This window comes from Metapseudomonas otitidis (assembly GCF_011397855.1).
Lineage (GTDB): Bacteria > Pseudomonadota > Gammaproteobacteria > Pseudomonadales > Pseudomonadaceae > Metapseudomonas > Metapseudomonas otitidis.
In genome coordinates, this window is the sequence record NZ_AP022642.1 from 2,643,376 (window position 1) to 2,667,993 (window position 24,618).

At 70.6% G+C, this 24,618-nt stretch carries 18 protein-coding genes; 5 read left to right on the plus strand and 13 right to left on the minus strand.

All coding sequences use genetic code 11. The annotated features are described in order from the left end of the window. Positions 1-6 precede the first annotated feature (6 nt). Positions 7-951, minus strand: a complete 945-nt coding sequence (locus tag PotMrB4_RS12245) for a LysR family transcriptional regulator (protein ID WP_044406553.1) — start codon at positions 949-951, stop codon at positions 7-9. Positions 952-1,209: 258 nt separating this feature from the next. Here PotMrB4_RS12245 and PotMrB4_RS12250 point away from each other — a divergent pair, with 258 nt between their 5' ends. The 4 genes from PotMrB4_RS12250 to PotMrB4_RS12265 are packed head-to-tail and all read left to right on the plus strand — an operon-like array spanning position 1,210 to position 5,933. After that, positions 1,210-2,658 (plus strand): efflux transporter outer membrane subunit, encoded by a 1,449-nt coding sequence (locus tag PotMrB4_RS12250; protein WP_172433420.1) that lies wholly within the window; start codon positions 1,210-1,212, stop codon positions 2,656-2,658. After that, on the plus strand, positions 2,658-4,841 hold the full coding sequence (locus PotMrB4_RS12255; RefSeq protein ID WP_142009896.1) for an FUSC family protein: 2,184 nt from the start codon (positions 2,658-2,660) through the stop codon (positions 4,839-4,841). Before PotMrB4_RS12250 ends, PotMrB4_RS12255 begins: the two co-directional genes overlap by 1 nt. 4 nt (positions 4,842-4,845) lie before the next feature. Beyond that, complete coding sequence (locus tag PotMrB4_RS12260) at positions 4,846-5,046, plus strand: DUF1656 domain-containing protein (protein WP_044406645.1); 201 nt, start codon at positions 4,846-4,848, stop codon at positions 5,044-5,046. 11 nt (positions 5,047-5,057) lie between these two features. Further along, positions 5,058-5,933, plus strand: a complete 876-nt coding sequence (locus PotMrB4_RS12265; protein WP_044406561.1) for an efflux RND transporter periplasmic adaptor subunit — start codon at positions 5,058-5,060, stop codon at positions 5,931-5,933. Between the two features lie 584 nt (positions 5,934-6,517). Here the strand turns inward: PotMrB4_RS12265 and PotMrB4_RS12270 are convergent. From PotMrB4_RS12270 to PotMrB4_RS12325, 12 genes are all read right to left on the minus strand, one after another. After that, positions 6,518-6,760, minus strand: a complete 243-nt coding sequence (locus PotMrB4_RS12270; protein ID WP_044406564.1) for a YheU family protein — start codon at positions 6,758-6,760, stop codon at positions 6,518-6,520. Positions 6,761-6,807: 47 nt separating this feature from the next. Next, the gene (locus tag PotMrB4_RS12275; protein WP_172433421.1) at positions 6,808-9,561 is read right to left on the minus strand and encodes a hybrid sensor histidine kinase/response regulator; all 2,754 of its coding nucleotides are present in this window, start codon (positions 9,559-9,561) and stop codon (positions 6,808-6,810) included. A 62-nt stretch (positions 9,562-9,623) separates the two neighbouring features. After that, positions 9,624-10,817, minus strand: a complete 1,194-nt coding sequence (locus PotMrB4_RS12280) for an osmoprotectant NAGGN system M42 family peptidase (protein ID WP_044406570.1) — start codon at positions 10,815-10,817, stop codon at positions 9,624-9,626. Between the two features lie 60 nt (positions 10,818-10,877). Beyond that, positions 10,878-12,641: an N-acetylglutaminylglutamine synthetase gene (ngg, locus tag PotMrB4_RS12285; RefSeq protein WP_172433422.1), complete on the minus strand. Its 1,764-nt coding sequence runs from the start codon at positions 12,639-12,641 to the stop codon at positions 10,878-10,880. 5 nt (positions 12,642-12,646) lie between these two features. Then, positions 12,647-14,416, minus strand: coding sequence for an N-acetylglutaminylglutamine amidotransferase (locus PotMrB4_RS12290; protein ID WP_172433423.1), 1,770 nt, complete (start codon positions 14,414-14,416; stop codon positions 12,647-12,649). Positions 14,417-14,599: 183 nt separating this feature from the next. Then, positions 14,600-16,561, minus strand: a complete 1,962-nt coding sequence (gene mnmC, locus PotMrB4_RS12295; RefSeq protein WP_172433424.1) for a bifunctional tRNA (5-methylaminomethyl-2-thiouridine)(34)-methyltransferase MnmD/FAD-dependent 5-carboxymethylaminomethyl-2-thiouridine(34) oxidoreductase MnmC — start codon at positions 16,559-16,561, stop codon at positions 14,600-14,602. Between the two features lie 85 nt (positions 16,562-16,646). Continuing rightward, the gene (mmsB, locus tag PotMrB4_RS12300; protein ID WP_172433425.1) at positions 16,647-17,534 is read right to left on the minus strand and encodes a 3-hydroxyisobutyrate dehydrogenase; all 888 of its coding nucleotides are present in this window, start codon (positions 17,532-17,534) and stop codon (positions 16,647-16,649) included. Between the two features lie 31 nt (positions 17,535-17,565). Continuing rightward, a complete protein-coding gene (locus PotMrB4_RS12305) occupies positions 17,566-18,669 on the minus strand; it encodes an enoyl-CoA hydratase/isomerase family protein (RefSeq protein WP_172433426.1) in 1,104 nt (367 codons plus the stop codon). 10 nt (positions 18,670-18,679) lie between these two features. Continuing rightward, positions 18,680-19,498, minus strand: a complete 819-nt coding sequence (locus PotMrB4_RS12310; RefSeq protein ID WP_044406587.1) for an enoyl-CoA hydratase — start codon at positions 19,496-19,498, stop codon at positions 18,680-18,682. A 22-nt stretch (positions 19,499-19,520) separates the two neighbouring features. Continuing rightward, complete coding sequence (locus PotMrB4_RS12315; RefSeq protein ID WP_044406590.1) at positions 19,521-20,684, minus strand: isobutyryl-CoA dehydrogenase; 1,164 nt, start codon at positions 20,682-20,684, stop codon at positions 19,521-19,523. A gap of 6 nt (positions 20,685-20,690) precedes the next feature. Beyond that, a complete protein-coding gene (locus tag PotMrB4_RS12320) occupies positions 20,691-21,938 on the minus strand; it encodes an ABC transporter substrate-binding protein (RefSeq protein WP_172433427.1) in 1,248 nt (415 codons plus the stop codon). A gap of 91 nt (positions 21,939-22,029) precedes the next feature. Continuing rightward, entirely contained in the window at positions 22,030-23,523 is a 1,494-nt protein-coding gene (locus PotMrB4_RS12325) for a CoA-acylating methylmalonate-semialdehyde dehydrogenase (RefSeq protein ID WP_044406594.1), read from the minus strand. 134 nt (positions 23,524-23,657) lie between these two features. Between PotMrB4_RS12325 and PotMrB4_RS12330 the strand changes: the two genes are divergently transcribed. Continuing rightward, positions 23,658-24,539: an AraC family transcriptional regulator gene (locus PotMrB4_RS12330; RefSeq protein ID WP_172433428.1), complete on the plus strand. Its 882-nt coding sequence runs from the start codon at positions 23,658-23,660 to the stop codon at positions 24,537-24,539. Positions 24,540-24,618 lie beyond the last annotated feature (79 nt).

A 24,618-nucleotide genomic window follows, 5' to 3' on the forward strand; every position in this document is an offset into this window, starting at 1 on the left:
CGCCGCTCAACCGGCGCGGGCGCGAATCCCGGCCAGCTCCACCTCGTCGGCCTGCAGCGCGTCAGGCAGGGTCTCGCGCAGGTAGGTCACCCAGGTCTTGATCTTCGCGTCCAGGTACTGGCGCGAGGGGTAGAGCGCGTAGATGTTCAGGCACTGCAGGCGGTAGTGGGGCAGCACCGGCACCAGGGAGCCGTCGCGCAGCCCGTCCATGGCCGAGTACAGCGGCAGGACGCCGATGCCCATGCCGGAGCGGATGGCCTCGGTCATGGCGTCGCCCACGTTCACCTGGAAGCTGGGGTTGCCGAGGGTGATCATCTGTTCGCCGTCGGGGCCGACGAAGTGCCAGCGGTCGAAGGGCATCACCGGGCTGATCAGTAGCAGGCATTCGTGCTGGGCCAGGTCCGCCGGGGTGCGTGGGGCGCCACGCTCGGCGATGTAGCCGGGGGAGGCGCAGAGGATGCTGTAGGTGGCGCCGATGCGCTGGGACACCAGCCCCGAGTCGGGCAGCTCGGTGGCGACCACGATGGCCACGTCCAGCCCTTCGTCCAGCAGGTCCGGCACCCGGTTGGCCAGGGTCAGGTCGAAGCTCACGTCGGGGTATTGCTGGCGGTAGCCGGCCATGGCGCGGATCACGTAGTGCTGGCCGATGCCGGTCATGGAATGCACCCGCAGCCGCCCGGCCGGGCGCGCATGGGCGTCGCCGGCCTCCGCTTCGGCTTCTTCCACGTAGGCGAGGATCTGCTGGCAGCGCAGCAGGTAGCGCTGGCCGGCCTCGGTCAGGGCGATGCGCCGGGTGGTGCGGTTGAGCAGGCGCGCCTTCAGGTGGCCTTCCAGGTGGGCCACGGCACGGGAGATGTTGGCGGTGGTGGTGCCCAGCTGCTGGGCGGCGGCGGTGAAGCTGCCGGTGTCGGCGACGCAGCTGAAGGCGCGCATGGTCTGCAGGGTGTCCATGGGGCGGCTCGGGGTGAGGGCTGGGGGCGCCATTATCACGCGGCCGGGCCGGCGGATTGTTACTGATCCGGTAATAGTCATTCACCGAATGCCCCGCTTATGCCGGTGCGGGCCGATCCCTAGAATCTGCTCCACCGGGCCCCCGTCGGTGCCTGCTCTCCGCTCCAATCCAGCCACACCATCCCAGGACACCCCACCGTGCCGCGTCGTCTCGCCAGAGGACTGAGGTCCGCCAGCGCCGTTGTCATTTTTTCAACAATGGCCGGTTGCCTTTCCACCCAGGGTATCGCCCCCTCCGAACAACGCCTGGCCCCTGACCACCTGCAGCTGGATGCCGCCATCGCCCAGGCCGGGCAGGATGCCGGCTGGCCCCGGCAGCGCTGGTGGCAGGCCTTCGGCGACCCGCAGCTGGACGCCTGGATCGACCAGGCCCTGGCCGGCAGCCCGAGCCTGGCCGAGGCCCGCGCGCGGGTGCGCATGGCCGCCTCCCTGGCCGGCGCCGCCGAGGCGGTGGAGTCGCCCCAGGTCGACGCCAAGGCGTCCCTCAGCCGCCACCGCTGGCCCACGGACTATTTCTACGGCCCGGGCGAGCTGGCCCGCACCACCACCTGGAACAACGATGCCGCCCTGGGGCTGAGCTACGCCTTCGACTTCTGGGGGCGCGAGTCCAGCATCGCCGAGCACTACCAGGACCTCGCCCGCATGAGCGCCGCCCAGGCGCGCATGGCCCAGCTGGAACTGGAGGGCAACGTGGTGCGCGCCTACGTGCAGCTGTCCCTGCAGTACGCCGAGCGGGACATCGCCCAGGCGCTGCTGGACCAGCAGCAGGCCATTCTCGACCTGGCCCGGCGGCGCCTGGGCGGGGGCCTCGGCACCCAGTTCGAGGTGAGCCAGGCCGAGGTGCCCCTGCCGGAGACCCGCCGCCGCCTGGAAGCGGTGGAGGAGGCCATCGCCCTCAGCCGCAACCAGCTGGCCGCCCTGGCCGGCAAGGGCCCGGGTGCGGCGGCCGCACTGCGCCGCCCGAGCCTGTCCCTGGCGGCCCAGCCGGGCCTGCCGGCGCGCCTGCCGGTGGAGCTGCTGGGGCACCGCCCGGACCTGGTGGCCAGCCGCTGGCAGGTGGCTGCCGAAGCCCGCGGGGTGGACGCGGCGGAGGCCGACTTCTACCCCAACGTCGACCTGGTGGCGAGCGTCGGCTACAACGCCGTGGGCGGCGGCATGCTGGAGTTCCTCCGGGGGCAGAAATTCAACTACGGCATCGGCCCGGCGCTGTCCTTGCCGATCTTCGACGGTGGCCGGCGCCGAGCCCTGCTGGGCGAAGCCTCGGCGTCCTACGACGCGGCCGTGGCGCGCTACAACGGCACCCTGGTGCAGGCCCTGCGGGACGTGTCCGACCAACTGATCCGCGTGCGCAGCCTGGCCCGCCAGCAGCAGCTGGCCGATGACTCGGTGGCCGCCGCGCAGCACACCTACGAACTGGCCACCCAGGCCTACCAGGGTGGGTTGACCGACTACCTCAACGTGCTCAACGCCCAGACCCGCCTGTTCCAGCAGCAGGAGGTGGCGCAGCAGGTCCACGCCGGTCGCCTGGCGGCCCACGCCGGCCTGGTGATCGCCCTCGGCGGCGGCCTGGGCGAGCCGGACCAGGCCCCGGACGATGCCCACCTGCTGCCCGAGCGGGTGCCGCTGCGCACCCCGGAGGCACGCTGATGGCCGCCTCCCACGGCGGCCTGCGCCTGCCGGATGCCGAGGCCTGGCGCCGGGCCTTCTTCGAGTGGGCGCGCAGCGACGGCGTCACCTGGGTCTACATCGGCAAGGTGCTGCTGGCGGCGCTGGTCACCCTGTGGCTGGCGATGCGCCTGGAGCTGCCGCAGCCGAGCACGGCGACCATCACGGTGTTCATCGTCATGCAGCCGCAGAGCGGCCAGGTGTTGGCGAAGGGCTTCTACCGCATCCTCGGCAGCCTGGTGGGGCTGACGGTGATGGTGGCGTTGATCGCGCTGTTCGCCCAGGAGCGGGTGCTGTTTTTGCTGGTGTCCTCGCTGTGGATCGGCCTGTGCACCGTGGGCGCGACCCGCTACCGCGACTTCCGCTCTTACGCCTGCGTGCTGGCCGGCTACACCGCCACCCTCATCGGCCTGCCCGCCACCACCCACCCGGAAGCGGCATTCATGCAGGCACTGTGGCGCATTCTGGAGATCGCCCTGGGCATCGGCTGCGCCAGCCTAGTGAGTGCGCTGATCCTCCCGCAGACCTCCAGCGCGGCCATGCGCAACGCCCTCTACCAGCGCTTCGGCGCCTTCGCCGCGTTCGTCCTGGAGCACCTGGACGGCGGCGACCGCCAGCGTTTCGAGGCGTCCAACGTGGCCTTCGCCAGCCAGGCGGTGGGGCTGGAGGCGCTGCGCAGCGCCACCGGCTTCGAGGACCCGCACATGCGCCTGCGCAGCGGCCGGCTGTCACGCCTGAACAGCGAGTTCATGGCCCTGACCACCCGCTACCACGCCCTGCATCAGCTGCTCGCACGGCTGCGGGCCCAGGGCGACGGCACGGTGCTGCAGGCCCTGGAGCCCTGCCTGGCCGGCGTGCGCGAGGTGCTCGGGCCCTGGCGCGAGCGCCCGCTCACCGACCAGGACGCCCTGGCCCTGGCCGAGCGCCTGGAAGACCGCCGCCAGCAGCTCAAGCAGCGCATCCGCGATGCCCGCGCCCGGCTGCTCGCCGCCGGTGCCGACGAGGCCCAGCGGCTGGACTTCGACACCGCCGCCGAACTGCTCTACCGCTTCGCCGATGAGCTGCAGGGCTACACCCGCACCCATGCATCCCTGGCGTCCCACCGCCACGAGCGGGAGAACTGGAAACCGTCCTTCGCCGCCAAGGCCAGCTCCCTGGCGGCGCTGGTGGCCGGGGCGCGCACCGCGCTGATGGTGCTGGTGTTCGGCCTGTTCTGGATCGAGACCGCCTGGCCCAGCGGCAGCAGCTTCGTGCTCAACGCCGCCGCCGTGGCGGCACTGGTGTCGGCGGCGCCCAATCCGGCGCGGATGGCGATGCAGATGGCCATGGGCACGGTGCTGGCGGCCATCCTCGGCTTCACCGTGACCTTCTTCGTGCTGCCGCACCTGGACGGCTTCCCGCTGCTGGCCCTGGCGGTGGCGCCGGTGTTCGCCTTCGGCGCCTTCCTCTCGGTGCGCCCGCAGTGGGCGGGCTACGGCCTGGGGCTGCTGGTGTTCTTCAGCTTCGGCGCGATCCCGGCCAACCTCACGGTCTACGACCCGGGGCGCATGCTCAACGAGTACCTGGCGCTGATCCTCGCCCAGGCCCTGGCGGCGGTGGTCACGGCGGTGATCCTGCCGCCCACCAGTGCCTGGCTCTGGCGGCGCCTGGAGCGCGACCTGCGCCAGCGCGTGGTGCTGGCCACCAGTGAGCGCGGCGAGCTGCTGCCGGCGGCGTTCGACAGCGGCACGCGGGACCTGCTCAACCAGGCCTACGGTGTCGCCAGCGGGCGGCCCGAGGTGCAGCGCGGCCTGCTGCGCTGGACCTTCCAGGTGCTGGAGGTGGGCCACGCGGTGCTGGAGCTGCGCCGCGAGCAGGCGCTGCTGCCGGCGGCGCCGTGCTACGCCGAGGACCAGCCCTGGCGCCAGGCCGTGCGGGCCATGGGCCGGGCCCTGGCGCGGCTGTTCATGAAGCCGGGGGCGGGCAACCTGGAGCGGGCCCGGCTGGCGGTGGAACAGGCCATCGACGCCGTGCGCGCCACCGAGGAGCCCGGCGGCGCCGACTTCGAGCAGTCCCGCCTGCGCCGTGTACTCAGCTACCTGCACTTCATCCGTACCTCCCTGCTGGACCCGCAGTCGCCCCTGCGCGGGTCCGCCCCTGCCGGAGCGCCTGCCCATGCTGCCTGACAGCCTGCCCCGCGAGATCGCCTTCCACGGCGTCTACATGCCGACCCTGACCCTGCTGTTCATCGCCACCGCGCTGGCCTGCTGGGCCCTGGACCGGGTGCTGGCCGCCGCCGGCCTGTACCGCTTCGCCTGGCACCCGGTGCTGTTCCGGGTGAGCCTGTTCGCCTGCCTGTTCGGCGGGCTTTCGTTGTTCGTCTACCGTTGATCGAGCCCACCATGACCCTCAAATCCGTCTTCAGCCTGCTGGCGACCCTTCTCGTCCTGCTCCTGGCCGTGTTCATCGGCCGCACCCTCTGGGTGAACTACATGGACAGCCCCTGGACCCGTGACGGCCGCGTGCGCGCCGACATCATCAACGTCGCGGCGGATGTGTCCGGCGTGGTGGTGGAGGTGCCGGTGGCCGACAACCAGCGGGTGAAGAAGGGCGACCTGCTGATGCGCATCGACCCCGAGCACTACCGCCTGGCAGTGAAGCAGGCCGAAGCCCAGGTGAACGCCCGCAAGGCGGTGCTGGACATGCGCCGGCTCAGCGCCCACCGCCGCGCGGCGATGGACGAGCAGGTGGTCTCCCGCGAGAGCCTGGACGACGCCAGCAACACCGCGCTGGCCGCCGAGGCGGACTACCAGCAGGCCCAGGCCAACCTGGAGGCGGCCCGGCTGAACCTGGCCCGTACCGACGTGCGCGCACCGGTGGACGGCTACGTGACCAACCTGACCGTGCACGCCGGCGACTACGCGCGCATCGGCGAGGCCAAGCTGGCGGTGGTGGACGAGGCGTCCTACTGGGTCTACGGCTACTTCGAGGAAACCAAGCTGCCGCACATCGCCGTGGGCGACCCGGCGGAGCTGCAGCTGATGAGCGGCGAGCGCCTGGAAGGGCACGTGCAGAGCATCGCCCGCGCCATCTACGACCGCGACAACCCCCAGAGCCGCGAGCTGGTGGCCGACGTGAACCCCACCTTCAACTGGGTGCGCCTGGCCCAGCGGGTACCGGTGCGCATCCACATCGACAAGGTGCCCGAGGGCGTGCTCCTCGCCGCCGGCATCACCGCCACGGTGATCGTGCACCCGGCCAATGGCGCAAACCCGTAGGGGCGAATTCATCCGCCCAGAGGCGTGGGCGTGGTCGGCCGTAGCCCGGGCTTCAGCCCGGGGAGGGCGGTAGCCAGTGCATCACTTGGGCATTTCACCGGGAATGTCGGCGTGGCCCTGGGTTTGAAGCCCAGGCTACGAGGGCTGCGACCGAGACGGAAAGGTAAGCAATTTGTGAGCGCACGCTGCACTGTTGCCTGACTCCGAATGGCGGGGCGGGGCCAGTGCCCCTTCAGGAGGTCGAGTGGAATCGTCGTGGAAGGGGTTGAGCGACATGGATGTCGCGAGAGCGCTGCCGGGCCATGGATGGCCCGTCAGCGCGGGCCCCTGGAACGGCGATGTAGCGAGGGGACCCGACGCAGTCGGGCCGGATGCAGGGGCAAGTTTTTTGGTTCCTTTTCAACGATTGGAAAAGGGACTCGCCTGGGAAGGCGAAACAGAAAACACCCGCAAAACTCGATAACTGGCTTGGCACTTCGCCGGGGGCATCGGTGCGGCCCTGGGCTGAAGCCCAGGCTACGGGGGCTCCTGGCCGCACGCCCGTGATCGGCTTCAGCCCGGGGAGAGGTGGTCGAGCCGGCGCATCACTCGTCCTCGTCTTCCACCAGCAGTTCCCTGGGCACTTCGCTGCGCAGCATCAGCTGGCATTGCTGGCTGTCGGGGTCGAAGAGGATGACCGCCTGCTTCTTCTCCAGGGCCTTGCGCACGCGGGCGACGCGGGTGTCGAGCGGGGTCTCGTCGCCGTTGTCGGTGCCGTCGCGGGTGACGAAGTCCTCGATCAGCCGGGTCAGGGTCTCGGGTTCCAGCAGGTGGTGGGGGATGAGCATGGGCGGGCCTCGTGGAGCGGGGGCGCGATCGTAGCACCTGCGGCCGTTCAGCTCTCGTCTTCCACGCGCTGGCGCGCCAGGTGGCGGTCCAGGGTGGTGTAGAGCTGGTGGGCATCGAGGGGCTTGCCGAGGAAGTCATCCATGCCGGCGGCGGCGCCGGCTTCGCGGTGTTCGTCGAAGATGTGCGCGGTGAGGGCGACGATGGGCACCGGGGCCAGGTGGCGGTTGCGCTCCAGCACGCGGATGCGGCGGGTGGCCTCGAAGCCGTCCATCTCCGGCATTTCGCAGTCCATCAGGATCAGCGAGATGCCCTGCGGGTCGCGCTCGTACTCGGCCACGGCGGCCACGCCGTTGGCCACGGTGCGCACCCGGTAGCCCTGGCGCTTGAGGAAGCCCTGGACCACCAGCTGGTTCACCGGGTTGTCCTCGGCCACCATCACGCAGGGCGCGCGGTCCGCCTCGGGGTGCTGCGGTGCCGGTGTGGGCGCCGGCGTGGCCGGTTGCTCGCGGTACAGGTCGAGCAGGGCCTGGCGCAGCGGCAGTACCGCCAGCGGCTGGGCCATGGCCAGCAGGTGCAGGCCCTCGCTGGGGGGCAGGTTCTGGCACTGTTCGGGCGGGCACAGCAGCAGCACGCGCTGGCCCTTGGCGAGGCTGGGTCGCAGGCTGTCGAGCCAATGGGTGACGCTGCCTGGCCAGGGCGCCATGAGCACCAGCAGCGGCGGCACGGCAAAGTCTTCCAGGTAGTCCCGCAGGCGCTCCGGGTCCTGGCAGCGCTCGGTGCGCATGCCCCAGCGGCCCAGCAGGCGGCCGAGGGTGTCCAGGCCGAGGCCGTCGAGGGAGGTGAGCAGGGCGGTGCGGCCGTTCAGCAAGGCCGGCAGCTCGTCGGTTTCCTCTAGGGCCTGCAGGGGCAGGTCGAAGGAGAACCGAGTGCCCTGGCCGGGGGTGCTCTGCACTTCGATGCGGCCGCCCATCATCTCCACCAGCTCCTTGCTGATGGCCAGGCCCAGGCCGCTGCCGCCGTAGCGGCGGGTGGTGCTGGAGTCACCCTGGGCGAAGGAGTCGAACAGGTGGGAGAGGGATTCGGTGCGGATGCCGATGCCGCTGTCGCTGATGGCGAACACCAGGCGCGGCTCACCCAGGCTGTTGTTGCGGCGGCTGACGTTGAGGGCGACGTGGCCTTCGGCGGTGAACTTGAGGGCGTTGCTCAGCAGGTTCATGAGGATCTGCTTGAGCCGCGTGGGGTCGCCCTGGACGCGCCGGGGCACGCCGTTCTCCAGGCTGACGTAGAGGCGCAGGCGCTTGTCCAGGGCCTGGGCGGTGAACAGGCTGAGGGCGTCGGAGACCAGTTGCTCCAGGTCGAACTCGATGTGCTCCAGGGTCAGCTTGCCGGACTCGATGCGGGCGTAGTCGAGGATGTCGTTGATCACGGCCATGAGCGCGGTCCCCGAGCTGGAGATGGTGTCGACGTAGAAGCGCTGGGTACGGTCCAGCGAGGTTTCCTTGAGCAGGTGCAGCATGCCCAGCACGCCGTTGAGCGGGGTGCGGATCTCGTGGCTCATCTTGGCCAGGAAGCGGCTCTTGGCGCGGCTCTCGACGTGGGCCTGCTCGGCGGCCTGGCGCGAGCGGTAGCCTTCTTCCTTGAGGGTGTTGATGCGGTCGGCGAGGCCGATGGAGAGGGTGATCAGCTCGATGGTGACGCCGATCTTCACTGCGGTGGCGCCGAAGATGCCCAGCACCTCCACGCCCAGGGAACCGGTGGTGGCCTGGATGAAGGCGAACAGCATGATCCCCCAGGCCAGGGTGTAGTAAGAGCCGTAGCGCACGCCGCGCCGCCAGACGTAGACGCCGGTGGCCAGCAGCAGCAGGGACACCGCCGAGACGGTGAGGCTGGCGAGGATGTTCCAGGCCGCCAGGCCCACCAGCGGGGCGGAGGCGAAGGCCAGCAGGGTGAGCAGCATGGCGCCGCGCAGGCAGTTGTCCAGGCGCGGGAAGTAGGCGCGGGCGTGGAGGAAGTGGCGGCTGAACTGCACGGCCGTGAGGCAGTGCAGGTACATGAGGATGTAGATGCTCACCGATTGCAGCGCGACGTGTTCGGGCAGCAGCTTGAACAGCATGCCGTCGAAGCAGGCGGCGAGCAGGCCGACGTTGAGGTTGTAGGCCAGGTACCAGAGGTAGGCGGACTCGCGCAGCGAGAGGTAGAGGAACAGGTTGTAGAAGAACATGGCGAACAGCACGCCGTAGAAGGCGCCGTTGAACCCCATGAAGTTCTCCTGGGCGGCGGCGCTGGCGCCGTAGGTGCTGAAGAACAGCGGCAGGAACAGCGTGCTGGTGCTCTCCACCCGCAGCAGCACGGTGCTGACCCCCGGCTGTACCTCCAGGGGGAACCAGAAGTTGCGCACCTGCACCGGGCGCTGGGCGAAGGCGAAGCTGTCGCCGGTTTCCTGCTCGCTGACGCGGCCGTCGGGGCCGTAGGCGTAGAGGCGGATGTGGTCCAGCAGCGGGTAGTTGACTTCCAGGTAGCCGGCCACCGGGTGGGGGCGGCTGTTGACCAGGCGGACCTTGAACCACCACACCGAGGCGTTCTTGCCCAGGTTGGCGTGCTCGCCGTGGACGGGGGTGAAGGCCTCGTCGGGCAGCTGGCGCACCCGCTCGGCGCCGAGGCTGTCGTCGGGGTCCTCGACATAGGCGGCGAAGGGGCTCAGGGACAGGCGTAGTTCATCACGGTCGAGGGGGGCGCCCTGCAGCGCCCAGACCGGTCCGATGACGCACAGGAGCAGAAGCGCCAGACAGAGGCGAGGCATCCGTTGACCTCGTAGTTGTTATCGCCTGTGGCCTGGCACTTTGCCCGTATGCGCGATGGCCTTCAAGCGTCGTTTTCGCCCTTGCCGAGGAGGCTGCCGACCGTCGGTACGCGAGTGTCGTTCTCCATCTGCGCACTGTGCTCCAGCTGGTGGCTGAACGGCTCCAGGGAGTGCTGGGCGGTGTTGGCGTCGCTGGCGAACACCGGCGGGCTCATGAGGTAGGCGCCGAGCAGGCGGGCCATGGCCTCCAGGCTGTCGATGTGGGTGCGCTCGTAGCCGTGGGTGGCATCGCAGCCGAAGGCCAGGAGGGCGGCACGGGTGTCGTGGCCGGCGGCGATCGCTGACTGCGCGTCGCTGTGGTAGTAGCGGAACAGGTCGCGACGAACTGCCACGGCGTTCTGCTCGGCCAGCTTCAGCAGGTGCCGGGAGAGGTGGTAGTCGTAGGGGCCGGAGGAGTCCTGCATGGCGACGCTGACAGCGTGTTCGCTGGAGTGCTGGCCGGGTGCGACGGGGGCGATGTCGATGCCGACGAATTCGCTGACGTCCCAGGGCAGGGCACCGGCGGACCCGGAGCCGATCTCCTCGGTGATGGTGAACAGCGGGTGGCAGTCGATGGGCGGCACCAGCCGCGCCTCGCGGATGCCCTTGAGGGCGGTGAGCAGGGCGGCGACGCCGGCCTTGTCGTCCAGGTGGCGGGCGCTGATGTGGCCGCTCTCGGTGAACTCCGGCAGCGGGTCGAAGGCGACGAAATCACCGATGGACACGCCCAGTGACTCGCAGTCGGCGCGGGTCGAGCTGTAGGCGTCCAGGCGCAGTTCCACGTGGTCCCAGCTGATGGGCATGCTGTCCACTTCGGTGTTGAAGGCGTGGCCGGAGGCCAGTAGCGGCAGCACGCTGCCGCGGATCACCCCGGTTTCGGTGAACACGCTGACGCGGCTGCCCTCGGCGAAGCGGCTGGACCAGCAGCCCACCGGGGCGAGGGCCAGGCGGCCGTTGTCCTTCACCTGGCGGACGATGGCGCCGATGGTGTCCAGGTGCGCGGCCACGGCGCGGTCGGGGCTGTTCTGGCGGCCGGCGAGGGTGGCGCGGATGGTGCCCCGGCGGGTCAGTTCGAAGGGGATGCCCAGCTCATCCAGGCGTTCGGCGACGTAGCGCACGATGGTGTCGGTGAAGCCGGTGGGGCTGGGGATGGCGAGCATCTCCAGCAGCACCTTCTGCAGGTAGGCGAGGTCGGGATCGGGAAGGGTCTGGCTCATGGTGGCTCCTCTGTGGGGCATGCGGGCCGGGGCGCCGGTGGGGGTCGGCGCCCGGCACGATCAGGGGGTGCCCGGTTGGCGGCTGAGCGGGAACAGCAGGTCGACGAAGCGTTCGGCGGTGGGTTGCGGCTGGTGGTTGGCCAGGCCGACCCGTTCGTTGGCTTCGATGAAGACGTAGTCGGGCTGGTCGGCGGCGGGCACCAGCAGGTCCAGCCCCACCACGGGGATGTCCAGCGCGCGGGCAGCGCGCAGGGCGGCATCGGCCAGGGTCGGGTGGAGCACGCCGGTGACGTCCTCCAGGGTGCCGCCAGTGTGCAGGTTGGCGGTGCGGCGCACGGCCAGGCGCTGGCCGGCGGGCAGCACGTCGTCGTAGCCGTGCCCGGCGTCGCGCAGGGTGCGCTCGGTCTCCGCGTCCAGCGGGATGCGGCTCTCGCCGCCGGTGGCGGCCTGGCGTCGGCGGCTCTGGGCCTGGATCAGGGCGCGGATGCTGCGCTGGCCATCGCCGACCACCTCGGCCGGGCGGCGCAGGGCGGCGGCCACCACCTCGAAGCCGATCACCACGATGCGCAGGTCCATCCCTTCGTGACAGCTTTCCAGCAGCACGCGGCTGTCGTAGCGACGGGCTTCGGCGATGGCGGCTTCGACGTCCTCGATGCGGCGCAGGCCGACGGCGACGCCCTGGCCCTGTTCGCCATCCACCGGCTTGATCACCAGGGTGCCGTGCTCGGCGAGGAACGCGGCGTTCTCCTCGCGGCTGCCGGCCAGGCGCTGGGCGGGGAGGTTGAGGCCGGCGCGGGCGAGGGCACGGTGGGTGAGGGTCTTGTCCTGGCAGAGGGTCATGCTCACGGCGCTGGTCAGGTCCGACAGCGACTCGCGGCAACGCACGTTGCGGCCACCCTGGCTGAGGGTGAAGAGGCCGGCGGCGGCATCGTCCACGCGCACTTCGATGCCGCGCCGGTGGGCCTCGTCGACGATGATGCGGGCGTAGGGGTTGAGGGTCTGCTCCGGGCCGGGGCCGAGGAACAGCGGCTGGTTGATGCCGTTCTTGCGCTTGATGGCGAAGGTGGGCAGGTCACGGAAGCCGAGCTTGGCGTAGAGCGCCTTGGCCTGGCGGTTGTCGTGCAGCACCGAGAGATCCAGGTAGGCCAGGCCCCGGCTCATGAAGTGCTCCACCAGGTGCCGCACCAGCGCTTCGCCCACGCCGGGGCGGGCGCATTGCGGGTCCACGGCCAGGCACCAGAGGCTGGAGCCGCCTTCCGGGTCGTGGAAGGCCTTGCGGTGGTTGAGGCCCATCACGCTGCCCACCACCTGGCCGCTGGCGGAGTCCTCCGCCAGCCAGTAGACCGGACCGCCCAGGTGGCGCGGGGTGATGGCCGCCGGGTCCACGGGGAGCATGCCGCGGCTGCGGTAGAGCTGGTTGATGGCCTGCCAGTCCTCGTCGCTGTGGGCCCGGCGGATGCGGAAGCCACGGAAGGCGCGGCGCGCCGGGCGGTAGTCGGTGAACCACAGGCGCAGGGTGTCGGAGGGGTCGAGGAACAGCTGCTGCGGTGCCTGGGCCAGCACCTGCTGGGGCGCGGCGACGTAGAGGGCGATGTCGCGCTCGCCGGGGCTTTCGGCCAGCAGCTCGCGGGCCAGGCTGGCCGGGTCGGCATAGGTGTGGCCGAGCAGCAGGCGGCCCCAGCCGCAGTGCAGCATCTGCACCGGGTCTTCCGGGGGCGTCTGGTGTTCTTCCGCCAGGCGTGCCTGCAGGCGCTCGTAGGAGGGGGCCTGGCCGCGCATCAGGCGCTGGCTGTGCAGGTAGGGCTGGCCGGTGTGGGCTTTCATGTCGTTCAGATTCCCTGTTCGTTGAGCCAGAGGTTGAGGGCCGCCAGTTGCCACAGGCGCGAGCCGCGCAGCGGGGTGAGGTCCTCCTCGGGGTGGGCCAGCAGCCGTTCCAGGCTGGCACGGTTGAACAGCCCGCGGTCGTTGCCGCCTTCCAGCAGCAGTTCGCGCACCCAGTCGCGGGTGCGGCCCTGCAGGTGCTTGAGGCCGGGCACCGGGAAGTAGCCCTTGGGCCGGTCGATCACGGCGTGGGGGATGACCTGGCGGGCCACCTCCTTGAGCACCTGCTTGCCGCCGTCGCCCAGCTTGAAGCGCGACGGGATGCGCGCCGACAGCTCGGCCACGCGGTAGTCGAGGAACGGCACGCGGGCTTCCAGGCCCCAGGCCATGGTCATGTTGTCGACCCGCTTCACCGGGTCGTCCACCAGCATCACGGTGCTGTCCAGGCGCAGGGCCTTGTCCACCGGGTCGTCGGCGCCGGGGCGGGCGAAGTGCTCGCGGACGAAGTCGCCGGCCAGGTCGCCGGTCTGCCAGGCGGGCATCACCGTGTCGCGGTACTCGGCGTGGCTGCGGTCGAAGAAGGCGTTGCGGTAGGTGGCGAACGGGTCGCGGCTGTCCACCAGCGGTGGGTACCAGTGGTAGCCGCCGAACAGCTCATCCGCGCCCTGGCCGCTCTGCACCACCTTGCAGTGCCGGGACACCTCGCGGGAGAGCAGGTAGAAGGCGATGCAGTCGTGGCTGACCATCGGCTCGCTCATGGCGCGGAAGGCGGCCGGCAATTGCTCGATGATCTCGTGCTCGCCGATGCGCAACTGGTGGTGGCGGGTGCCGTAGTGGCGGGCGATGAGGTCGGAGTACTCGAACTCGTCGCCGCGCTCGCCCCCGGCGTCCTGGAAGCCGATGGAGAAGGTCAGCAGGTCCTTCACGCCGGCTTCGGCCAGCAGGCCCACCAGCAGGCTGGAATCCACCCCGCCGGAGAGCAGCACGCCGACGTCGCGGGCGGCGCGCTGGCGGATGGACACGGCCTCGCGCAGGCTCGCCAGCAGGCGGTCGCGCCAGTCCGCCAGTTCCAGCCCGGCCTCGTCGGCATCGTGGCCGTAGGCGAGGTTCCACCAGGTGGCCTGGTCGCGGTTGCCCTGGGCGTCGACCATCAGCCAGGTGGCGGGCGGCAGCTTCTCGATGCCCTTGACCAGGGTGCGCGGCGCCGGCACCACGGCGTGGAAGCTGAGGTAGTGGTTCAGCGCCTCGGGGTCGAGGCTGCCGTCGATGTCACTGCCCTTGAGCAGGGCCGGGAGGCTGGAGGCGAAGCGCAGGCGCTCGCCGGTGCAGGACAGGTACAGCGGCTTGATGCCGAGGCGGTCGCGGGCGAGGAACAGGCGCTGGCTGCCGGGCTCCCAGATCGCCAGGGCGAACATGCCGTTGAGGCGCGGCAGCATGTCCTTGCCCCAGGCATGCCAGGCCTTGGCCAGCACCTCGGTGTCGCCGCTGGAGCGGAAGTGATAGCCCAGCGCCTGCAGCTCTTCGCGCAGCTCGGGGAAGTTGTAGATCGCGCCGTTGAAGCTGATGGCCAGCCCCAGGTCGGGCTCGACCATGGGTTGGGCGGAGCCGTCGGACAGGTCCATGATCTTCAGCCGACGGTGGCCGAGGGCGACCGGTCCCTGGCTGTGGAAGCCCCAGGCATCCGGCCCGCGCGGGGCCATGTGGTGGGTGATGCGTTCGACCGCAGCCAGGTCGGCGGGTCGGTTATCGAAACGTAGTTCTCCAGAAATGCCGCACATAGTTCCTTACCGGTGTGTCCGTTGGGGAGGGTGCACCGCGAGGGTGCATAGAGGTCCGACAGGGGTGTGTGCGATCGGTTCAGATCGATTGGTTATAAACGGGCAGGCACGAACCCTCGCGCCGATGGCCGTGGCGGCGCATCGGGGCGAAGGCGGAACGGGAGGGGTGGGAAAGCGGGGGCGTCACTGCCCCCTGATCAACCGGCGCAGCAGGAAGCGGTTGGGGTGGCAGGCTTCGGCGACGTCGCGGGGGAGGGGCAGGGGTTCGTCGTCGAGCCAGGCGGCGAGCAGTTCGCCGGCCAGGGGGGCGGTGATCAGGCCGCGGGAGCCGTGGCCGCTGTTGAGGTAGAGCCCGTCGAGCCAGGGGGCGGGGGTGTCGGGCACCTGGCGGGCGTCGCGGGCGAGGACCGCGTAGGCCTCGGCGAAGGCGTCGGCGTCGCACAGGGGGCCCACCAGGGGCAGGTAGTCCGGCGTGGTGCAGCGGAAGGCGGCGCGGCCCTGGAGCTGCTCCGGGTCCAGTTGGTCGGCGTGCAGGCGGGTGCCAAGGTCGGTGGAGATTTCCCGCAGCAGGTCGAGGTTGCCGGCGTGTTCGGCGGCGGTGGGGGCCAGGTCCTGGCTGTGGAAGTCGAAGCTGGCGCCGAGGGTGTGCTCGCCGTGGCGCACCGGGGCGACATAGCCCTCGGCGCAGACCACCGTGGCCAGCGCGGCGCTGGCGGGGGTGGCGGGCAGGCGGGTGATCTGCCCGCGGATGCGCTTGAGCGGCATGCCGGTGGTCTGCGGGAAGCGCAGCACCTCGGCAGCGCCGGCCAGCACCACCACGGGCGCCTCGGCCAGCACGGCGGCGCCGGCACGGGCCTGCCAGGTGCCGTCCTGGCGCACCAGCTCCAGGGCTTCCCGGTGCAGGGCGTGTTCGATGCCCGGTTGGGCGGCGAGCCAGCGGCACAGGGCTGGCGGGTGGACCCAGCCGGCCTCGGGGTAGAACAGGCCGCCAGCGGGGAGGGCGATGCCGGCCAGGGCTTGTGCCTCGGCCTGGTCCAGCGCGCGCAGCAGGCCGCTGGGGAAGGCCCGGGCGAGGGCGGCCTGGCGTTCGCGCTCCTTGTCTTCGAAGGCCAGCTGCAGCACGCCGCAGGCTTGCCAGTCCTCATTGGCCTGCAGGTGTTCCAGCAGGCGCCGGGTGTGTCCGAAACCGCTGATGATGAGCCGTGACAGGGCGGTGCCGTGGGCCGACAGCTTGAGGTAGAGCACGCCTTGTGGGTTGCCGGAGGCTTCTTCGGCCAGGCCGGCGTGGCGCTCCAGCAGGGTGACCTGCCAGCCGCGCGCGGCCAGGCTGGCCGCACTGGCGCAGCCGGCCAGTCCGCCGCCGATCACCAGCGCCCGGCGCGGCCCCTGGTGGGCCGGCGGGCGGGCGTACCAGGGGCGTTCGGCGGCGACCGGTGCGGCGTTGTAGCGGCCCCGGGTCATGTGCCACTTCTTGCCGAAGCCGGGGGTGCGCTTGATGTCGAAACCCACCGCCTGGAGGCCGCGACGGACGAAGCCGGCGCTGGTGAAGGTGGCCAGGGTGGCGCCGGGTGCGCTGAGGCGGGCGAGCTGGGTGAACAGGTCGGGCGACCACATCTGCGGGTTTTTGGCTGGTGCGAAGCCGTCGAGGAACCAGGCGTCGATGCGCGCGTCCAGCTGTGGCAGGCATTCCAGGGCGTCGCCCACCAGCAGGGTCAGCACCACGCGGCCGCCGTCCAGCAGCAGGCGCTGGAAGCCGGGGTTGATGGCGCGGTACTGCTGCAGCAGTTCATCGCCGAGTGGGGCGAGGGACGGCCACAGCGCCAGGGCGCGGGCCAGGTCGGCATGGGCGAGGGGGAATTTCTCCACGCTGACGAAGTGCAGGCGGGCGCTGGCCGGGGCCTGCTCGCGGAACAACTGCCAGGCGCAGAGGAAGTTCAGGCCGGTGCCGAAGCCGGTCTCGCCGATGACCAGGCGACCGCCCTCGGGCAGCGCGGTGAAGCGCTCCGGCAGCTGGTTGCCGTCGAGGAAGACGTGGCGGGTCTCGGCCATGCCGGACTCGGGGGAGAAGTAGACGTCGCCGAACTCGCGGGACAGTGGCTGACCCTGCTCGTCCCAGTCGAGCAGGGCGTGATGGAAGTCGGACATGGGGCGCCCCGGTTGTAACGAAGCGCGCATGGTAGCCGATCGCATCGGCGCGGTGCGCTGCGGCAGGTCGACGCCTGCCTCGATATCACTCCGGGGCGAACAGCTGCTGCACCACGGAGAAGTCCTGGCGGCCCTTGCCCTGCTTGAGCAGCAGGCGGTAGAGCTGCAGCGCCAGGGCGCCCATGGGGGTGCTGCTGGCGCTGCGGCCTGCGGCCTCCTGGGCCAGGCCGAGGTCCTTGGCCATCAGTTCGGCCATGAAGCCGCCCTGGTAGCCGTTGCTGGCGGGGGCGTTGGGCATCACCCCCGGCCAGGGGTTGTAGCGCTCCAGCACCCAGTTGCCGCCGGAGCTCTGTCGCATGATCTCGGCCAGCACGGCGGGGTCGAGCTGGTTGGCGACGCCGAGGGCCATGGCTTCGGCGGTGGCGATCATCTGCACGGCGAGCACCTGGTTGTTGCACACCTTGGCCACCTGGCCGGCGCCGGCCGGGCCGGCGTGGAACAGGTTGCGCCCCATCAGCGCCAGCAGCGGCCGGGCCCGCTCCAGGGCCTCGGCCTCGCCGCCGATCATGAAGGTGAGGGTGCCGGCGGTGGCGCCGGCGGTGCCGCCGGAGACCGGCGCATCGAGCAGGGCGATGCCCCGTTCACGGGCGGCGGCATGCACGCGCCGGGCGGCCTCGGGGGCGATGGTGGAGCACTCCAGCACCAGGGTGCCGGCGGGCAGCCTGGCCAGCAGGCCGTCGTCGCCCAGGTAGAGGCCTTCGACGTGGTGGCTGGCGGGCAGCATGCTGACCACCACCTCGGCGCCCTGGACGGCATCCCGGGCATCGACGGCGGCCTTGGCCCCTTCGGCCACCAGTTGATCCATGGCGGCGCGGACCAGGTCGAAGACCTGCAGCGCATGGCCGCCCTTGATGAGGTTGCGGGCCATGGGCAGGCCCATGTTGCCGAGACCGATGAAGGCGATTGTTGTCATTGTCGTGCTCCTTGGGTCGCGTGGGAGGGGGTTAGAGGTCCGCCAGGGGGTGATCGCCCTCCCAGGTGGGCTCGAAGTGGGCTTCGATCACGTTGCGCGGCACGCTGTCCACGCTCGGCCAGTGCCAGCGCGGGGCGTTGTCCTTGTCGATCAGGCGGGCGCGCACGCCTTCGGGGAATTCCGGGTGGCGGCAGCAGTTCAGGCTCATGGCGTATTCCATGCGGAACACCTCGGCCAGGGAGCGGTGGCGGGCGCGGCGGATCTGCTCCCAGACCAGGTGCCCGGTGAGCGGGCAGCCGGCGACCAGGGTGCGGGCGGCGCGGGCCAGCAGGGCGTCCTCGTCGTGCTGCAGGGCGGCGATGGCGTGCCAGGCGGCGGGCAGTTCGGCCACGTCCAGCAGGTCATCGAGGCGGGCCCGGCGCGGCAGCCACTGGGCCTCGGGCAGCTGCGGGCGGGCGCTGGCTTCCAGGGCTCGCAGCAGGCTGGTGAGCTGGGCGCCGCTGTGCTCGCGCCAGTTGAGCTGGGCGAGGCCGTCCAGCAGGGCCTCCTGCTGGTCGTCCAGCAGGAAGCGGTCGGCCAGGCCCAGGTCCAGCGCGTCACGGGCGTTGATGCCGCTGGCGGTGAGGCCGAGGAACAGGCCCAGGCGCCCGGGCAGGCGGGCGAGGAACCAGCTGCCGCCGACGTCGGGGTAGAGGCCGATGTTGACCTCCGGCATGCCCAGCCGGCTGGAGGGGGTGACGATGCGGATCGCCGCGCCCTGCATCAGGCCCATGCCGCCGCCCAGCACGTGGCCGTGGGCCCAGCAGATGAGCGGCTTGGGGTAGGTGTGCAGGCGGTGGTCGAGGCGGTACTCGTCGGCGAAGAAGCGCGCCGCCAGCGGCGGCACTTCGCCGGGGTGCTCGCGGCAGGCTTCCGCCAGCCGGCGCACGTCGCCGCCGGCGCAGAAGGCCTTGGGCCCGCTGCCGCGCAGCAGCACGCAGACCAGGTCCGGGTCGCTGGCCCAGGCGTCGAGGCGGGCCTCCAGCGCTTCGATCATCGGCAGGCTGAGGGCGTTGAGGCTGGCCTCGGCGTCCAGGGTGGCGATGCCGATGCGCGCGCCGTCGCGGCCGTGGCGCTCTTCGAATTTCACGTTCATGGCATCGCTCTCACTGGTTGCGCCACTTGGGTTCGCGCTTTTCGAGGAAGGCGTTGACGCCTTCGCGGGTGTCCTCGGCGTCGAACAGGTCGACGAAGCGCTCGCGCTCCTCTGGCAGCCAGGTGTTCGGGGCGCGTTCGCGGGCGCCCTGGATCAGCGGCTTGATGGTGCGCACCGCCACCGGACTCTGGCGGGCGACCTTGGCCGCCAGCAGCAGGGCGGTGCCACGGGCTTCGCCGCTGTCCACCACCTGCTCCACCAGGCCGATGCGCTGGGCGGTGTCGGCGTCGATGCGCTCGCCGCAGAGGATCATGCGCTTGGCCCAGCCTTCGCCCACCAGCCAGGACAGTGCCTGGGTGCCGCCGGCGCAGGGCAGCAGGCCGACGGTGGCCTCGGGCAGGGCCATCTGCGCATGGCGCTCGGCGATGCGGATGTCGCAGGCCAGGGCGCACTCCAGGCCGCCGCCCATGGCGTAGCCGTTGATGGCGGCGATGGACACGCCACGGAAGTCGCGCAGGGCTTCGAAGGCTTCGCCGAAGCGCCGGGCCATTTCCCGGGCGCGGGCCTTGTCGCCATCGGCGAACATGTTGAGGTCGGCGCCGGCGCTGAAGAACTTGGGCCCCTGGCCGGTCACCACCAGGGCGTAGATGGCGTCGTCGCGGTTGAGGTGCTCCACCAGTTGCTTGAGGCCGATGAGGGATTCGCGGTCCCAGGTGTTGGCCGGCGGGTTGTTGATGGTGAGCAGGGCGGTGTGGCCGTGCTTCTCCACGGTGAGCTTGTGGGTGAGGTCGAAGACGCCGGTCTTGTAGGGTTCGACTGCGGTGCTCATGTGCATCTCCTTAACGCATTCGTCATAGCAGGCGGTCGAGTGTGCCGCCCTGTTCCAGTAAACGGCGCGCCGTGATGACGCGCATGATCTCGTTGGTGCCTTCGAGGATCTGGTGCACGCGGGTGTCGCGCACCCAGCGCTCCAGAGGGTAGTCGTTCAGATAGCCGTAGCCGCCATGAAGTTGCAGGGCCTGGTTGCACACCTCGAAGCACTGGTCGGTGGCGAAGCGCTTGGCCATGGCGCAGTAGAGGCTGGCCTCGGGGTGGCGCTGGTCCAGGCGGTGGGCGGCCAGGCGCACCATCTGCCGGCTGGCGGTGAGGTCGGTGAGCATGTCGGCGAGCTTGAACTGCAGGGCCTGGAAGCTGGCCAGGGGCTTGCCGAACTGCCGGCGCTCCTCGACGTAGCGCAGGCTCTGTTCCAGCGCGGCCTGGGCGGCACCGAGGGAGCAGCTGGCGATGTTCAGGCGGCCGCCGTCGAGGCCCTTCATGGCGTAGACGAACCCTTCGCCCTCGGGGCCGATGCGGTGGCTGGCGGGGATGCGCACGCCGTCGAAGGCGATGGTGCGGGTGGGCTGGGCGCGCCAGCCCATCTTGTCTTCGTTGCGGCCGTAGCGGATGCCTTCGGCGTCGGCCGGCACCAGGAAGCAGGATATGCCCTTGGCGCCGTCTTCGCCGGTACGCGCCATGACGATCAGCACCTGGGTGCTGCCGGCGCCGGAGATGAAGCATTTGCTGCCGTCCAGCACGTAGTGCTCGCCGTCGCGCCGGGCGCGGGTGCGCAGGTGGGCGGCGTCGGAGCCTGCGTCAGGCTCGGTGAGGCAGTAGGAGGCCAGCAGCCGGCCGTCCAGCAGGCCCGGCAGCCACTGGGCCTTGAGCGCGGCGTCGCCGAAGGAGGCGAGCATCCAGGTGGCCATGTTGTGGATGGTGAGGTAGGCGGTGGTGGCCACGCAGCCGGCGGCCAGCTGCTCGAAGATCAGCGCGGCGGAGAGCCGCGAGAGCCCGAGGCCGCCGTCGTCCTCGGCGATGTACAGCCCCAGGTAGCCCTGTTCGGCGGCCCGGCGGATGACCTCCACCGGGAAGTGGTGCTCGCGGTCCCAGTCGGCGGCGTGGGGGGCCAGCTCCCGCGCGGCGAAGGCGCGGGCGCTGTCGGTCAGCAGGCGTTGTTCATCGCTGAGGTCGAAATCCATGGCGTCTCACTGCAGGGTCAGGGGTTTGCCGGCGGCCCGCCGTTCGGCCTGCCAGTCGGCTTCGCTGGGAAGCGCGGTGCTGGCGTCGAGGCGGTCGACGATCTCGAAATAGTCCTGCTTGAGCGGGTCCTTGAACACCTCGTCGCGGTGCTTGACCCGGACGGCGTACACCGTCTGCAGGTTCTGGTGGTCGAAGGCGCGCCACTGCTGCTCGTCCTTGAGGAGGCTGTAGCGGTGGCCTTCGAGGGCCTTGATCAGGGCCTCGCTGTCGAGGCTGTTGCTGCGGCGCGCGGCATCGGCCCATTGCTGGACGATGCTGTAGGCCGAGGCGGCGGAGCTGGAGGGGTACATGCCGTAGCGGGTCTTGAACGCTTCGACGAAGGCCTGGCCGCGTTCGGACTTCTCCAGGGCGGGGACGCGCCAGGTCCAGGGTTCGGTGCCGATCACACCCTGCATGAGGTCGGGGCCGGCCTGCTCGACGATGCTCTGGGTGAGGTTGGGCGCGACGATCTGCATGCGCTCGGTCAGGCCCAGGTCGCGGGCGATGCGCATGGCGCGCACCAGGTCTTCGCCGAACAGCACCAGGGCCAGCACCTGGGCGTCGCTGGCGGCGGCCTGGGCGAGGGCGTCGCGGTAGTCACTGAGGCGGGCGCCGGGGAAGGGCACGCGCACGCCGGGGTGGCCGGCGCTGTCCTGGCTGCCGGTGGCCTTGCGCAGCGAGGCTTCGGTGGTCTGCCCCCAGGTGTAGTCGGCGGTGACGTAGAAGTAGCGTTTGCCGGGCAGGGTCTTGCTCAGGTACTGGCCCAGCACGCCGGCGCTCATCCAGGCGTTGTTGCACTCGCGGAACATGTAGCGGTGGCCGTTCTTGCCGGTGGTGTCGTTGGAGTAGGTGAGGGTGCCGAAGTACAGCAGGCCGCGCTCGCGGGCCCGTTCGCCGGAGGCGATGGCCACCGCGCTGGAGGCGCCGCCGAAGAGCATGGCGGCGCCTTCGTCGGCGAGCTTGTCGACGTTCTTCACGGCCTTTTCCTGGCGTGAGGCGGTGTCCTTGGCGGACAGCCGCAGGGTGCGGCCGAGCACGCCGCCCGCTGCGTTGATCTCGTCGATGGCCAGCAACGCGCCTCGCATCTGGGCCAGTCCCTCTTCCTTGTACGAGCCGGTGCGCGGGTAGTTGAGGCCGAGGGTGATGGGCTCGGCAGCCTGCGCACAGGCGGTGATCCCGGCCCAGAGGGCCAGGGTGGCAGTCAAACGGCGCATGGGGGTTCCTCCTTGTTGTTGTGGAGGAACCTTTTACGCCGGTCCCGGGTGGGTTGAGATTCTCTTTTCGTCTAACAGAGCCCCGTCCGAGTCACTTGAGCTGGATGGTCATGTTCGGGCCGCTCACCGGGCTGTCGTCGAACCAGCGGGTGGTGACGGTCTTGGTCTCGGTGTAGAAGCGCACCGCCTGCTTGCCGTAGGCGTGCAGGTCGCCGTAGAAGGAGCCCTTCCAGCCGGTGAAGGAGAAGAACGGCAGCGGTACCGGGATAGGCACGTTGATGCCCACCTGGCCCACTTCCACGGCGTGCTGGAAGTGCCGCGCGGCGCCGCCGGAGCGGGTGAACAGGCTGGTGCCGTTGCCGTAGGGGCTGGCGTTGACCAGGGCGATGGCCTCGTCGAGGGTGTCCACCTCCACGCAGGCCAGCACCGGGCCGAAGATTTCCTCGCGGTACAGGCCCATGCGCGGGGTGACGCCGCGGAACAGAGTGGGGCCGAGCCAGTTGCCGTCGGGGTAGCCGGGCACTTCGCAGTGGGAGCCGTCGAGCAGGCATTCGGCGCCTTCGGCCTTGCCCTCGGCGATCAGCCGCAGCACGCGCTGGCGGGCCTGCTGGCTGATCAGCGGGCCGTAGGCGGCCTGGGGGTCGCTCCAGTGGCCGGGGCGCAGCTGGGCCATCTGCTCGGCCAGTTCGCCGATCCACTCCCGCGCCTGGCCGACGAAGACGGCGACGCTGATGGCCATGCAGCGCTGGCCGGCGGCGCCGCAGCTGGCGCCGATGAGGTTGCTCAGGGTCTGTTCCTTGTTGGCGTCGGGGAGGATCACCATGTGGTTCTTGGCCCCGGCGAAGGCCTGCACGCGCTTCATGTGCGCGGTGCCGGTGCGGTACACGTGCTGGCCGACCGGCACCGAGCCGACGAAGGAGATGGCGCGCACCTCGGGGTGGGTGAGCAGGGCATCCACCTGTTCGCGGCCGCCGTGCAGCACCTGCAGCACGCCCTTGGGCGCGCCGGCTTCGAGGAACAGTTCGGCGAGGCGGTTGGGGGTCAGCGGGTCCTGCTCGGAGGGCTTGAGGATGAAGGTGTTGCCGCAGGCGATGGCCAGGGGAAACATCCACAGCGGGATCATCGCCGGGAAGTTGAAGGGGGTGATGCCGACGCACACGCCCAGGGGCTGGATCCAGCTGGCGGTGTCGATCTCGCGGGCGACGTTCTCCACCGTCTCGCCCATCATCAGGCTGGCCACGTTGGCCGCGTGCTCGGCCACTTCGATGCCGCGCCAGACGTCGCCCTTGGCGTCGGCGAAGGTCTTGCCGGTTTCGCTGGCCAGCAGCTCGGCCAGTTCGTCGTGGTGCTCCTTGAGCAGGTGCTGATAGCGCAGCATCAGGCGGGCACGTTCCGGGACGGGGACTTCGCGCCAGGTGAGGAAGGCGTCGCGGGCGCTGGCCACGGCGGCTTCGATCTCCTCGGCGGTGGCGCGGGGCGCCAGGGCCAGCACGGCCTGGGTGGCGGGATCGGTGACTTCGATCAGCTCGCGGGCGCGGCTTTCGCGCCATTGGCCATCGATCAGCTGGGGAATCGTCCTGCTCATGCTTGCCTCCGCCCGTCCTCGGGCCCTTTGTTGTTCTGTGTGCCGTTTATAGCGGGGCGCCGGGCGCTTGTGGATTGACGATCTTGGCGCCGGGATGGACGATCTTGGCATTGCTGGCCACCACAAGAACAACCATGAGCCGCTCCGTGGAAACCTCCAACTGGCCGCTGCCGGCCGACGGCATCCGCCTGATCACACCGCCCCGCCTGCGTCGCTTGCTGGCCCGCCACCCCTTGGCAGCCGGCTGCTACCCGCTGGCGCTGGGCTATTACCCGGACGCCGCGGGGCACCGCATGCTGCGCCTGGCCCCGGACGACCACCTGCTGATTTACTGCCGTGCCGGGCAAGGCTGGCTGGAGACCGGGGATGGACGATTCGACGTGGCAGGCGGGGACCTGCTGGTGCTGCCCAAGGGCCGCATGCACGCCTATGGCGCCGACCTGCAGCGTCCGTGGAGCATCTACTGGGTGCACTTCGAGGGGGAGCTGGCGGCGGATTTCCTGCGCTTTCTCGGCGAACCGGGCCTGCGTCGCATCGGTGCCCAGCCGCGCCTGCTGGCGGACTTCGACGGGCTGCTGGGGCTGCGCAAGCAGGGCCTGAACCCCAGGCACCATGTGCATGCGGCCCACCAGTTGCAGGCGCTGCTGACGTCGCTGGCGGTGCTGCCGGCGCGGGGTTTTCTCAAGTCCGGGCGGGTGCTGGACGTGGACGCGGTGCAGGCGGTGATGCGTGCGCACCTGCACGAGCAGCTGAACCTCGACCAGTTGGCGGCGCAGTTCAAGCTTTCGCGCTTCCACTTCGCCAAGACCTACCGTGCCCTGACCGGCCACGCGCCGATCCAGGATTTCATCCAGCTGAAGATGGCCCACGCCTGCCGCCTGCTGGACGAGGGCGGCCTGGGGGTGCGGCAGATCGCCGAGCAACTGGGCTACGAGGACGCCTATTACTTCTCCCGCCTGTTCCGCAAGGTGGTGGGCATGGCGCCCAGCCATTACCGGGCGCTGCACCTGGGGTGACGGGCCCTGGGTGTGGCCCGGTGCCTGAAACCGGGCAGGCGGCGCGGCATAATGCGCGTCCCGGCCCCGGACCCTTCCC